8 protein-coding genes and 13 pseudogenes are annotated in these 12,621 nt (G+C 44.8%); 1 reads left to right on the top strand and 20 read right to left on the bottom strand.

Annotated features, from left to right (window positions below; genetic code table 11):
- Window positions 1-47: 47 nt before the first annotated feature.
- Together VL20_RS04170 and VL20_RS04165 are read right to left on the bottom strand one after the other, a co-directional pair.
- Window positions 48-2,528 carry a CPBP family glutamic-type intramembrane protease gene (locus tag VL20_RS04170; protein WP_128575133.1) on the bottom strand — a complete coding sequence of 827 codons (2,481 nt, stop codon included), beginning with the start codon at window positions 2,526-2,528 and terminating at the stop codon, window positions 48-50.
- Between the two features lie 334 nt (window positions 2,529-2,862).
- Window positions 2,863-5,217, bottom strand: coding sequence for a GH116 family glycosyl hydrolase (locus VL20_RS04165; protein WP_052275692.1), 2,355 nt, complete (start codon window positions 5,215-5,217; stop codon window positions 2,863-2,865).
- Between the two features lie 20 nt (window positions 5,218-5,237).
- On the opposite strand from VL20_RS04165, the gene VL20_RS04160 reads away from it, so the two are divergent.
- Complete coding sequence (locus VL20_RS04160) at window positions 5,238-5,423, top strand: hypothetical protein (protein ID WP_052275691.1); 186 nt, start codon at window positions 5,238-5,240, stop codon at window positions 5,421-5,423.
- Between the two features lie 32 nt (window positions 5,424-5,455).
- Here VL20_RS04160 and VL20_RS04155 read toward each other — a convergent pair whose 3' ends face one another.
- The 18 genes and pseudogenes from VL20_RS04155 to VL20_RS31560 all read right to left on the bottom strand — a co-directional run bounded on the left by VL20_RS04155 (window position 5,456) and on the right by VL20_RS31560 (window position 12,291).
- Window positions 5,456-5,899: a DUF3531 family protein gene (locus tag VL20_RS04155; protein ID WP_052275690.1), complete on the bottom strand. Its 444-nt coding sequence runs from the start codon at window positions 5,897-5,899 to the stop codon at window positions 5,456-5,458.
- Between the two features lie 196 nt (window positions 5,900-6,095).
- Entirely contained in the window at window positions 6,096-6,209 is a 114-nt protein-coding gene (locus VL20_RS27255) for a DUF3531 family protein (protein ID WP_369800433.1), read from the bottom strand.
- Between the two features lie 235 nt (window positions 6,210-6,444).
- Window positions 6,445-6,519, bottom strand: a pseudogene (locus VL20_RS27250) (DUF3531 family protein); the annotation flags it as partial.
- A gap of 235 nt (window positions 6,520-6,754) precedes the next feature.
- Window positions 6,755-6,829, bottom strand: a pseudogene (locus VL20_RS27245) (DUF3531 family protein); the annotation flags it as partial.
- A 235-nt stretch (window positions 6,830-7,064) separates the two neighbouring features.
- Window positions 7,065-7,139 (bottom strand): annotated as a pseudogene (locus VL20_RS27240) (DUF3531 family protein); the annotation flags it as partial.
- Window positions 7,140-7,374: 235 nt separating this feature from the next.
- Window positions 7,375-7,449: pseudogene (locus VL20_RS27235) on the bottom strand (DUF3531 family protein); the annotation flags it as partial.
- Between the two features lie 235 nt (window positions 7,450-7,684).
- A pseudogene (locus VL20_RS27230) lies at window positions 7,685-7,759 on the bottom strand (DUF3531 family protein); the annotation flags it as partial.
- 235 nt (window positions 7,760-7,994) lie between these two features.
- A pseudogene (locus VL20_RS27225) lies at window positions 7,995-8,069 on the bottom strand (DUF3531 family protein); the annotation flags it as partial.
- A 235-nt stretch (window positions 8,070-8,304) separates the two neighbouring features.
- Window positions 8,305-8,379, bottom strand: a pseudogene (locus VL20_RS27220) (DUF3531 family protein); the annotation flags it as partial.
- Between the two features lie 235 nt (window positions 8,380-8,614).
- A pseudogene (locus VL20_RS27215) lies at window positions 8,615-8,689 on the bottom strand (DUF3531 family protein); the annotation flags it as partial.
- A 235-nt stretch (window positions 8,690-8,924) separates the two neighbouring features.
- Window positions 8,925-8,999: pseudogene (locus VL20_RS27210) on the bottom strand (DUF3531 family protein); the annotation flags it as partial.
- Between the two features lie 235 nt (window positions 9,000-9,234).
- Window positions 9,235-9,309, bottom strand: a pseudogene (locus tag VL20_RS27205) (DUF3531 family protein); the annotation flags it as partial.
- Between the two features lie 235 nt (window positions 9,310-9,544).
- Window positions 9,545-9,619, bottom strand: a pseudogene (locus VL20_RS27200) (DUF3531 family protein); the annotation flags it as partial.
- A 235-nt stretch (window positions 9,620-9,854) separates the two neighbouring features.
- Window positions 9,855-9,929 (bottom strand): annotated as a pseudogene (locus VL20_RS27195) (DUF3531 family protein); the annotation flags it as partial.
- Between the two features lie 235 nt (window positions 9,930-10,164).
- Window positions 10,165-10,239, bottom strand: a pseudogene (locus VL20_RS27190) (DUF3531 family protein); the annotation flags it as partial.
- 242 nt (window positions 10,240-10,481) lie between these two features.
- Window positions 10,482-11,063, bottom strand: coding sequence for a CPBP family intramembrane glutamic endopeptidase (locus tag VL20_RS04150; protein ID WP_052275689.1), 582 nt, complete (start codon window positions 11,061-11,063; stop codon window positions 10,482-10,484).
- On the bottom strand, window positions 11,060-12,118 hold the full coding sequence (locus VL20_RS04145) for a DUF3326 domain-containing protein (protein WP_052275688.1): 1,059 nt from the start codon (window positions 12,116-12,118) through the stop codon (window positions 11,060-11,062). The genes VL20_RS04150 and VL20_RS04145 overlap by 4 nt, the downstream gene beginning before the upstream one ends.
- Window positions 12,115-12,291: a hypothetical protein gene (locus tag VL20_RS31560; protein WP_002762817.1), complete on the bottom strand. Its 177-nt coding sequence runs from the start codon at window positions 12,289-12,291 to the stop codon at window positions 12,115-12,117. Before VL20_RS31560 ends, VL20_RS04145 begins: the two co-directional genes overlap by 4 nt.
- Window positions 12,292-12,621: the final 330 nt, after the last annotated feature.

The raw sequence follows: 12,621 nt of genomic DNA, 5'->3' as shown, positions 1-12,621 counted from the left end.
TGATTTTCAATTTTAAATGGTTTTCGCACTTGAGACCGAGAGCAAATTTAAAAACTGCCTTGCTTCGATCGCCTTGTCAGTCGAGATAGACCGTTCAAAAACAGCAACCAAACCACCACCACCAACCAATGCAGCACCGAGATCGTCCAGAGAGAACCGGTCAGCCAATAGATAACCGTGCAAGTTAATCCCAATAAAGCCGCTAAAATCAAGAAAATAGGCTGAAAAAAAGTCGGATTGCCCTTTTTGTAAAAAATAATTGCATTGAGGGGATGATAGACGGTAAAAAGCGTGATGCTGACCAAAGCAGAGAGGATCAGGTTAGCTGTGGAAGTTGCCGTTTCCGGATGGGGAATTAACAGCACCCGAAAGACGAATTCCTCCCAGAATGCCGGGAAGAAAAAACAAAAGACGAGCATTTTCAGTATCTCTAACGGTCTCCCTTCGGGGAAGTGCCAACGTAAAAAACCCGACCGGAAACCGATGGTCAGGGCGATCACAGCGTACAATCCCAATCCGATCGCCGTCACCCCCCAATCCCGACCGGTAAGGGGCAGCACGAGCGCTCCCAAAGTGCGACGGAGCATTGGCGCGATCATCGGCATTTCCCCGAATAACTTGGTCGGTGCGAGGGGTAAAATCTCCGGCATCGCTCCCCCAACCTGATTAGTACGGAGGAACCAGAGAGTAGCTCCTGACCGCAAGAAAATCTCACCGATCACGTCATTGCTGCCTCGCGGTAACATCGAGCGCCAGCTTAGTAGAGCGTTGGCCAGTGTATTTTCCCGAATAAAGCCTTTTCCGCGACTATCGGTGATACCGGCGAGAATTTGGGCGTTTTGCCGCCAATCGGCCCGGATCACCCCCCGGGGAGCTAATACTTGTTCTAAACGATCGCCCAATTGTCCCAAACGTTGAAAACGCAAGGTTTCCGGATCGTCGGCATGGGTTGTCAACCAAGCGGCGATCTTTGGATCGGTTTCAAACTGGTGGCGCAGGGTAGCGATCGTGATATAAAGGGCCTGATTCGAGTCCTGGACGCAGGAAGTCGCGGGGGTAACACTAGAAACCCCGGTCCCGTCCCCGATTCGGTAGCGAGCCATCATGATCTCTAACTGCTTGCGGAATTCTGTCAGGGGGGACAGAGAAACCCCGCCAAAGTTGTAATCCTCCAATAGGTCTAATTTCACGATCGCATCGGATATGGGTCGGGAATTAAGCCATCCCCGCTCTAAACTACCCGTATAGTTCGCCCAACTCTGATATCCCGATAAAATCCCCTGGGGATTGTGAGCATACACCTGATCGTAATCGAGCTGCCACTGCAGCTCTCCCGTCTGGGCATCCCGAATCACTTCGTAGAGAAAATAGGAAAAATGACCCGTTACCGTTGCCAATTGTATTGATTCGCCTTTTTTACCGCCGATTCCCCCGAAGAGATGAATTCCTATTCCTTTATCCCCCTCTTTCCACGATTTTTTTTCACCCTCCGGCAGGACTGTTACCCGACTGGCGGTTCCTTTGCGGGCGGGGGTATCGTTCCAAGTGCCACGGGTGATGTAATCTTGGCCCGATCGCACCCCAGTCAGGATTTCCGTCGGTTGCAGTTGAAACAGCGATCGGGGTTTGAGCGCTTGAACGGTAAAGAGGTTATCCCGTCCCTGCACCCCGTAGATATACCAGCCCTCCTTTCCTTCGCTTGCTGCTGCTAACTGTCGAGGGGTGGAGATAAAACGTCCTCCAGAAACTAAGGGTTGTTGGGGAATGCGGATCACTTCCGAGCTGCCGTCGAATTGTCCACTGTCGCGGTTATAGTGTTGCACTCGGAAAAGTTCGCTCCCACAGGGGGGTGAACCGGGGCAAACCTTGGGGATGTCGGTGGGGGTTCGGAGGGGAGCTTCGCCGATAATTTTCACCAATGCCACGAAGCGCCCGGTAACGATCAAGGGCATTCGCTCCACTTGTAATGACGTTTCCCCGATTTCTGCATCGGGAAAGCTGACGACCACATCATCGAGCGGTCGCGATCCGGCCAGCGCTTGCAGTGGTCCGACCCCTGAACGACCATTCAAGCGAGTCGGTAGGATATTTCCCTGTTTTTCACTCTCGATCGCCTCTGGAGTGAAGCGAATATCCTTAGTAACCAGTCCTAAATATCGAGCCAGTGCCGGGGATTGCCGCCAACCTAAACGAACTTTTTGACCGACTAAATCCGGCCGGGGTGCTTGGTAAACCTGCAACCAAGTCCAATCTTCCCCCGGTGTGGCCGAATATTCCTCCGGTTTTGGCAAAATCAGGCGACCGATCCAGGGGGCGATCGGGCGATACCATCGCGGATCGAGGGATTGCTCTAGGGGAAAATAGCCCGGTTGATTGACCGCTAACCGACTCATGATCCAGTAGTCAGCCTTGGCTTCTTCCACGGGGCGCGGACTGAACAGAAACACCGCTAGAGCGATCGCCGCCAGCGAGAGAAGTATCCAGACAATCCGGGAAATCGTTCTTTTCATGGTATAGCTGACGCTCATCGATCGAGTCAGGTTTCTCCAGCCTACAGCGTTTAGACTAAGTAGCTGGTTATAATTAAATTAAAAACGGATTTTGCCTTTAATCCCCCTTGATCCCCCCTTAATAAGGGTGGTGCCGATCCCCCCTTAGTCCCCCCTTGATCTCCCCTTAATAAGGGGGGCATCTGATAATTTTTAACGCCTAACTACTTAAATCCCCTGAGTATAGGCTACATATCAGGAGAGGCAAAGGGCAAAACCGAGAATAAATAATCAGTTTTTAATAACCGGATTTAGGATTAGAGTGATTTACCAGGTAAAACCAGATCACCAGTTAGATGGCGATAATCCTGTTTTATCCCTGAAATTCCGTCAAAACCCCATAGATAGCCCAGATAGCCATGGCGCGTAAATAATGACAGGCGCGAAAAGTTCCCACCGATGTTATTGCTTCCGGGGTGCGAAATTGTAGGCCATTTTCATAAACTTGTCGCACCACCGCTTCCGTAATTTGCCATCCTTGCTTTTCCATTCCCATTTGTAGTAAAAAAGCCACCAACCCAAAATTAATTCCTACCCAAACTTCTAAGGGATGAGTTGCCTCGGGATTTTCGGGAGTACCATCGGGTTTTAACCCATTTGCTGCCCCAAATTTTCCCCCATGAAACTTGAGAAAACAAGCCTGATAAATCTTACTTAAAGCTGATTGCGTGTATTGATTTTCTACCACATCCGGTAAAGCCAATAAACGGGCATAAAATTGACCGCATAATTGGTCAGTCATCACCACATCGGAACCACTGCCACTATCTAAATTATAATATTCTCCATTCCAGAGAGTCTGATGATAAATAGCGCGAGATTGCTGTAACCAACTGGTAAAAATTGCTGTATCTTCTCCAATGATTTCGCCAATTTTAAGCGTCGCTTCTAGGGCCGCTATCCACAAACCACCACAATAGGCACTAATTCCCTGTAAACGCCAATCATCAAAGGTTTGGTCTGGTGCACCAGAATTTTCGGGGATGCCATCGTTATCAAGGTCAAAAGTTTTTAAATATTGCAAAGTCAGGACAATTGACGGCCAACATTCCCGCAGAAAATCCTCATCTTTAGCCCCCGTTAATAAATAATCCCGATAAACTAATAAAACAAAATCACTGCCTAAATCTTTCCAGAGATTACAATCTTGATAACTGGTGTAATTGCTCTTTTGCCAAGGGTGTTCATTGGGTGCGCCTAAATCGTGGGGAGTGGCATTTTTAGCCTTACGAATGGCACTAGCTTGGTTATAACCGATAATTCGAGGAGTGTCGTCACTGCTGGGAATTGCCCTCGCAAAAGCTTCCATCACGGCCTTTTCTAAGCGCGGCCATAACATCAGTAACCCAAAGGAACCATAGAGACGCACATCAAGACTTTCATACCAACGATAATCAATACATTCTAAGACCCCAAATTGACCGATGGGATCCTGTTCCGTGGCTGCCGTCCAGAGAGTGCCGCCGTCCGTTAACAGGTATAATTCGTTAAATAAAGCCATTTTAAACCAAGCAGCCAGATCGGTGCGTTCTAGGATCGGTTTTTGCCAGTTAATAATATTTTCTCGCCATGTATCGCCGTGTTTTAAAGCCGTGCGTACCATCGCCCAAGCATTTTGACCATTGCGACCGAAAAAGTCCGTATAACGACGATAATAGTTAATTCCTTGGGCAAATTCCGTGACGGGTAAATCCCAAGCTAAAATAAAGGGAATTTTGCGAGTTTTCCCCGGACGAATGGTAAAACGAATCGCCATGGCCGTGGCCGTTTGTTCCCCTTTTTCGGCAGGGGTTTCGTCCTCAATATCCGGTAAAGAGCCATTCATGGCGAAATAGTCCCAAACTTCGCCCCCATCGCCGGCAGGGTTCCATTTACCCAGATAGAATACCTCTAGACTCGGATTAGTAATACTGGCAATCGCCATCTGTCCATCCCCTTCCCCGGGGTTTTCGTAATCCCGACGCATCAGACAGCCAACGCGGAAATTATCGACAATCCATTGATTATAATTACCCTCACTTTCCCCCCATTTTGATTGATATTCATAGACGGGACTACCATCATCTCTCACCTTAACCACTGGGGATTTAATCGCGTTAGTAAACCAACCGATTGTATTTTGCCAAGTCAGCATAATACTAATAGTAATCGGTTTATCGGTGGGGTTATGAACCGTCCATTCAAATAGGGCTATAGGATAACTACTTTCTTGGTAATTATGCGCCCAAACCGGTGAGAATTGTTCGCAAATTAATTGAGTCTGAAAAACATCTTTGTACTCGTACCAACTGCGGGGATAAAGGGCAGAATATGTTCCCTTTTCGGCTGGATACCACGACCAGCGCGATAATGTTCCATCCTTGGGGCTTTCCGTCGCCATAGCGTAGGCTTGGGCGCTTCCGTCTTCTGTTTGTTCAAAAATGCTAAATTGACAGGCCGCAAGGCTATTAAAACTGTGTTCACCGCCGTCCAGATGCCAGAGGTTAAAGTCACCTTTGGGGGAACGTCCGATGCAACCGGCCCCAAATCCCCCCAGAGGCATCCCATGCCAAGGACCATCATCTAAATTGCTGGCATAGCGGACGCTGTAGGGTTTTTCCCAACCTTTGCCGAGAGGACGTTTCCAAGCGGCGGCGGGAATTTCTGGAAGGGAGACGAGATTAAGCATAGATTTAAGTGGGTTGTGGGGTGTGGGTTGTGGGGTGTGGGGAAGTGGGGAAGTGGGGAAGTGGGGAAGTGGGGGAGTGGGGGAGTGGGGGAGTGGGGGAGTGGGGAAGCTGTCTCATCACCCTATCACCCCAAAACCCTATCACCCCAAAACCCTATCACCCCAAAACCCTATCACCCTATCTCCTCCTGAATACTGAATACTGACTCAACCAAGAAACTTTTTCAGTAAACCCTAATTATTCGCTAAAAAGATAATTACTGCGATCGCTGACTGGCCAATCTTGATTTTCTCCCCCGATAATTAAACGTTTAATATCGACAAAATCCTTACTTAATTGGGTCAAGGCATTGATTAAAATATCCAAAGCAATAAGATCGCTAGTACCGAGATCAAACCAGCAACGTCCCCAAGTACCTAAGTATTCAAAATCGGTCATATTGTGCATCGGTGACATAAAGGCATTTTCGGCCATATCTGGATCGTATTCCATATAACTAATATCGATTCCCACCTCCTGTACCTGTAGGTTTTCGGCATTGAAAGCCCCTAATTTACCCAAATAAAACCAAGAGGCAAAAACTTCTTCTACATATTGCTGTTCCATATTCGAGGGAACCGTCGAAAATTCCAGCCAAAACCAGACATCAAAAGGATTAAATTCGCGAAATTGTACTTGCATATTTTTTAGAGGAGACAGGAGACAGGAGACAGGAGACAGAAGACAGGAGACAGGAGACGGGGGAGTGGGAATTATGAATATAAATTGGGGAGAAGGGAGTATTTTCAGTGAACAGTAAACAGTAATCAGTGAAAAGACAGTAGGAAACTTCTATTTAATACTGCTCACTTAAAACTCAAATCTGATCACTGATAACTTACCCACTGATAACTGATAACTGATTACTGATAACTGAATTCGAGGGAACCGTCGAAAATTCCAGCCAAAACCAGACATCAAAAGGATTAAATTCGCGAAATTGTACTTGCATATTTTTTAGAGGAGACAGGAGACAGGAGACAGGAGACAGAAGACAGGAGACAGGAGACGGGGGAGTGGGAATTATGAATATAAATTGGGGAGAAGGGAGTATTTTCAGTGAACAGTAAACAGTAATCAGTGAAAAGACAGTAGGAAACTTCTATTTAATACTGCTCACTTAAAACTCAAATCTGATCACTGATAACTTACCCACTGATAACTGATAACTGATTACTGATAACTGAATTCGAGGGAACCGTCGAAAATTCCAGCCAAAACCAGACATCAAAAGGATTAAATTCGCGAAATTGTACTTGCATATTTTTTAGAGGAGACAGGAGACAGGAGACAGGAGACAGAAGACAGGAGACAGGAGACGGGGGAGTGGGAATTATGAATATAAATTGGGGAGAAGGGAGTATTTTCAGTGAACAGTAAACAGTAATCAGTGAAAAGACAGTAGGAAACTTCTATTTAATACTGCTCACTTAAAACTCAAATCTGATCACTGATAACTTACCCACTGATAACTGATAACTGATTACTGATAACTGAATTCGAGGGAACCGTCGAAAATTCCAGCCAAAACCAGACATCAAAAGGATTAAATTCGCGAAATTGTACTTGCATATTTTTTAGAGGAGACAGGAGACAGGAGACAGGAGACAGAAGACAGGAGACAGGAGACGGGGGAGTGGGAATTATGAATATAAATTGGGGAGAAGGGAGTATTTTCAGTGAACAGTAAACAGTAATCAGTGAAAAGACAGTAGGAAACTTCTATTTAATACTGCTCACTTAAAACTCAAATCTGATCACTGATAACTTACCCACTGATAACTGATAACTGATTACTGATAACTGAATTCGAGGGAACCGTCGAAAATTCCAGCCAAAACCAGACATCAAAAGGATTAAATTCGCGAAATTGTACTTGCATATTTTTTAGAGGAGACAGGAGACAGGAGACAGGAGACAGAAGACAGGAGACAGGAGACGGGGGAGTGGGAATTATGAATATAAATTGGGGAGAAGGGAGTATTTTCAGTGAACAGTAAACAGTAATCAGTGAAAAGACAGTAGGAAACTTCTATTTAATACTGCTCACTTAAAACTCAAATCTGATCACTGATAACTTACCCACTGATAACTGATAACTGATTACTGATAACTGAATTCGAGGGAACCGTCGAAAATTCCAGCCAAAACCAGACATCAAAAGGATTAAATTCGCGAAATTGTACTTGCATATTTTTTAGAGGAGACAGGAGACAGGAGACAGGAGACAGAAGACAGGAGACAGGAGACGGGGGAGTGGGAATTATGAATATAAATTGGGGAGAAGGGAGTATTTTCAGTGAACAGTAAACAGTAATCAGTGAAAAGACAGTAGGAAACTTCTATTTAATACTGCTCACTTAAAACTCAAATCTGATCACTGATAACTTACCCACTGATAACTGATAACTGATTACTGATAACTGAATTCGAGGGAACCGTCGAAAATTCCAGCCAAAACCAGACATCAAAAGGATTAAATTCGCGAAATTGTACTTGCATATTTTTTAGAGGAGACAGGAGACAGGAGACAGGAGACAGAAGACAGGAGACAGGAGACGGGGGAGTGGGAATTATGAATATAAATTGGGGAGAAGGGAGTATTTTCAGTGAACAGTAAACAGTAATCAGTGAAAAGACAGTAGGAAACTTCTATTTAATACTGCTCACTTAAAACTCAAATCTGATCACTGATAACTTACCCACTGATAACTGATAACTGATTACTGATAACTGAATTCGAGGGAACCGTCGAAAATTCCAGCCAAAACCAGACATCAAAAGGATTAAATTCGCGAAATTGTACTTGCATATTTTTTAGAGGAGACAGGAGACAGGAGACAGGAGACAGAAGACAGGAGACAGGAGACGGGGGAGTGGGAATTATGAATATAAATTGGGGAGAAGGGAGTATTTTCAGTGAACAGTAAACAGTAATCAGTGAAAAGACAGTAGGAAACTTCTATTTAATACTGCTCACTTAAAACTCAAATCTGATCACTGATAACTTACCCACTGATAACTGATAACTGATTACTGATAACTGAATTCGAGGGAACCGTCGAAAATTCCAGCCAAAACCAGACATCAAAAGGATTAAATTCGCGAAATTGTACTTGCATATTTTTTAGAGGAGACAGGAGACAGGAGACAGGAGACAGAAGACAGGAGACAGGAGACGGGGGAGTGGGAATTATGAATATAAATTGGGGAGAAGGGAGTATTTTCAGTGAACAGTAAACAGTAATCAGTGAAAAGACAGTAGGAAACTTCTATTTAATACTGCTCACTTAAAACTCAAATCTGATCACTGATAACTTACCCACTGATAACTGATAACTGATTACTGATAACTGAATTCGAGGGAACCGTCGAAAATTCCAGCCAAAACCAGACATCAAAAGGATTAAATTCGCGAAATTGTACTTGCATATTTTTTAGAGGAGACAGGAGACAGGAGACAGGAGACAGAAGACAGGAGACAGGAGACGGGGGAGTGGGAATTATGAATATAAATTGGGGAGAAGGGAGTATTTTCAGTGAACAGTAAACAGTAATCAGTGAAAAGACAGTAGGAAACTTCTATTTAATACTGCTCACTTAAAACTCAAATCTGATCACTGATAACTTACCCACTGATAACTGATAACTGATTACTGATAACTGAATTCGAGGGAACCGTCGAAAATTCCAGCCAAAACCAGACATCAAAAGGATTAAATTCGCGAAATTGTACTTGCATATTTTTTAGAGGAGACAGGAGACAGGAGACAGGAGACAGAAGACAGGAGACAGGAGACGGGGGAGTGGGAATTATGAATATAAATTGGGGAGAAGGGAGTATTTTCAGTGAACAGTAAACAGTAATCAGTGAAAAGACAGTAGGAAACTTCTATTTAATACTGCTCACTTAAAACTCAAATCTGATCACTGATAACTTACCCACTGATAACTGATAACTGATTACTGATAACTGAATTCGAGGGAACCGTCGAAAATTCCAGCCAAAACCAGACATCAAAAGGATTAAATTCGCGAAATTGTACTTGCATATTTTTTAGAGGAGACAGGAGACAGGAGACAGGAGACAGAAGACAGGAGACAGGAGACGGGGGAGTGGGAATTATGAATATAAATTGGGGAGAAGGGAGTATTTTCAGTGAACAGTAAACAGTAATCAGTGAAAAGACAGTAGGAAACTTCTATTTAATACTGCTCACTTAAAACTCAAATCTGATCACTGATAACTTACCCACTGATAACTGATAACTGATTACTGATAACTGAATTCGAGGGAACCGTCGAAAATTCCAGCCAAAACCAGACATCAAAAGGATTAAATTCGCGAAATTGTACTTGCATATTTTTTAGAGGAGACAGGAGACAGGAGACAGGAGACAGAAGACAGGAGACAGGAGACGGGGGAGTGGGAATTATGAATATAAATTGGGGAGAAGGGAGTATTTTCAGTGAACAGTAAACAGTAATCAGTGAAAAGACAGTAGGAAACTTCTATTTAATACTGCTCACTTAAAACTCAAATCTGATCACTGATAACTTACCCACTGATAACTGATAACTGATTACTGATAACTGAATTCGAGGGAACCGTCGAAAATTCCAGCCAAAACCAGACATCAAAAGGATTAAATTCGCGAAATTGTACTTGCATATTTTTTAGAGGAGACAGGAGACAGGAGACAGGAGACAGAAGACAGGAGACAGGAGACGGGGGAGTGGGAATTATGAATATAAATTGGGGAGAAGGGAGTATTTTCAGTGAACAGTAAACAGTAATCAGTGAAAAGACAGTAGGAAACTTCTATTTAATACTGCTCACTTAAAACTCAAATCTGATCACTGATAACTTACCCACTGATAACTGATAACTGATTACTGATAACTGAATTCGAGGGAACCGTCGAAAATTCCAGCCAAAACCAGACATCAAAAGGATTAAATTCGCGAAATTGTACTTGCATATTTTTTAGAGGAGACAGGAGACAGGAGACAGGAGACAGAAGACAGGAGACAGGAGACGGGGGAGTGGGAATTATGAATATAAATTGGGGAGAAGGGAGTATTTTCAGTGAACAGTAAACAGTAATCAGTGAAAAGACAGTAGGAAACTTCTATTTAATACTGCTCACTTAAAACTCAAATCTGATCACTGATAACTTACCCACTGATAACTGATAACTGATTACTGATAACTGATAACTGATTACTGATTACTATGCTGTAATTTCCAGAGAAAACTAGCGAGGAGATTGGTGATAACATGAGCGAGGATCGGGATTAATAAATTACTGGTGATGATGACGGTATAACCGAGGGCAAAACCGACAACAGTTGCCCAGATAACATAGGGCCATTGTTGGGAACCGCTAAAATGGAGGATACCAAAAATTAGACTAGAAACGGTTAAACCAAAGATATTTAAGCCTAAAGCTGGCAAAATTACCCCGCGAAATAATAATTCTTCACTTAACCCCGGCAGTAATCCAATCCAAATTAAATCAGGCCAAGCTAAAGGTTTAATGACTAATTGTAAGTAAGCGTTAGCACTATGGCGATAACTAGACCAAAAACGATAGAGAAGCCCACTAATTCCACTAATTGCCCCCGCTAAGGCTAATCCGAACAAGAAATCCGGGAGAGTCCAGCGAATGGCGGGAATAGCGATCGCACCGAAATATTGCCAAACTTTGGCGACTACCAGCAAGATAATCGCCGTTACCGCCATAATGGTGAGGACTTGTGTGCGTGTCAGGGGATCAAATTCGGAATTAGGGGAATTAGTCACGGATTCTCGGATAAACAGCGTAAAGAGTTTAAAGTAGGGCGAAGAGATGCTAGGTTAACCCCGGCCCGTTGACAAACGATCGCACCGATCGCCTCCATATACGAGTGTACCCTAATTGCTTTCACCCCTAGAGGTTCCGGGGCCACCTTCATTCTTGTACTATTTTCCCCAACAGCAATCAGTACAGTTTTTTCTTGACAAAAACTAAAAACTGTGCTAGAGCCGCAGGCACTGGCGGGAACGATCAGCGCGTCCACCTCCCGGCTCCAAATAGCATCGGGACTGGGCTGCTTGACCAATTGGGGGGCGCGACTTAAACCCACCAAAACGCAGGGTAAAAAAGTATAACCGATTTCTTCGGCCGCGGCCTTGGGGGAAAGTTGCGGATCGAGGGGCAGCGGACTTAAAGCGGGAGCGTGGGCTGCCGGTATTTGGAATTGTCGGACCACCAGATGGGAAATTACCGCCTCGGCCCCGGCAAGGGGATCCACCCCCTGACCATGGCGATAATTAGCCAGGGCAATGCTATCGGGATCGTCGGGAAAACGGGCAACAATGGCGATCGCTTCCGCCCGGCCCTGGTTAATCAGTTTTTCTGCTCCCCGCAGCAAGCTGTCGGGATTACCAATTGTTCCCCAACTGGCCCCAGAGGCTGCCTCTCGCAACTGCACATTTAAGGGGGCATCGGTGATAACGTAATCGGTCAGATCTAAGCCTAGGGTGGCCCGGACAGCATCGGCAGCCTGAAGGTGTCTTTGCAAGAGGTCAAATTCAATGGCGCGATCGAATAGTAACCCGATGCGATTTTGATGGACGGGACTTAATCCCCAATCCCCCCGGGCAAAACGATCTAAAGCGTAACCCTCCACATAATAGGTGTTGTCCAGAGGCCAGTACAGTTGTGCGCCATTAAGGACATTGGGATGGGTAATTAGGCGATCGCAAACTTTGGCGATCGCTCTGGCCACGGGAATGCCATCCCCAGCATAACCGCCAATCGCGGCCCCGATGCCGGTGGGAATAATTAGTACGGCGGTATAGGGACGGGAATTCACGAGGCAGTGGTGACAATCGCTTCGACTTTGACTTGATTATTCTCGCTATCCACTTCTGTGATTGCCCAACGCAAGGGTTCACCCCGTTTGGCTAATTCTTTTTCGATTTCTTGCTGCAGTTGTTGCGGGGTTTCCTGTAGGTCGATTTCGGCACTAATAAAGTGAGTGGTCATAGTCATAACTCCCGTGGATCATCTCATTTAGTTTACCGCAGTGGGGAGACCACTTCGTGAGCGTTGCGGGGGGGGAGTGGGGAGAAGACCGATAGCCGTAGTGTGACACCCTTAGGAATAGACCTCTTGTAAAAATCAAAAATTATCTTGGTTGGTTAGGAGTCAGCAGCCAGTAGCCAGGAGAATTAAGAAGGAACAGTAATCAATTAAACAGTCTATTTGGATATTTTATGCCACTTAATCCTTATTTTTAGCGTTTTTAAACCATCAAAAATCAATTGTGCCAGAGATTTAAGCATTAGCTTCAAAATAGTTAAGAATTATTCTCAA

Origin of the sequence: Microcystis panniformis FACHB-1757 (genome assembly GCF_001264245.1) — a bacterium.
GTDB lineage: Bacteria > Cyanobacteriota > Cyanobacteriia > Cyanobacteriales > Microcystaceae > Microcystis > Microcystis panniformis.
The sequence above is the reverse complement of the archived record's forward strand: the minus strand, read 5'-3'. Positions and strand labels throughout refer to the sequence as shown.

Coding starts and splice junctions, on each gene's coding strand:
- VL20_RS04170 (WP_128575133.1), bottom strand. CDS start 2,528: ATGAGCGTCAGCTATACCATGAAAAGAACGATTTCCCGGATTGTCTGG.
- VL20_RS04165 (WP_052275692.1), bottom strand. CDS start 5,217: ATGCTTAATCTCGTCTCCCTTCCAGAAATTCCCGCCGCCGCTTGGAAA.
- VL20_RS04155 (WP_052275690.1), bottom strand. CDS start 5,899: ATGCAAGTACAATTTCGCGAATTTAATCCTTTTGATGTCTGGTTTTGG.
- VL20_RS27255 (WP_369800433.1), bottom strand. CDS start 6,209: ATGCAAGTACAATTTCGCGAATTTAATCCTTTTGATGTCTGGTTTTGG.
- VL20_RS31560 (WP_002762817.1), bottom strand. CDS start 12,291: ATGACCACTCACTTTATTAGTGCCGAAATCGACCTACAGGAAACCCCG.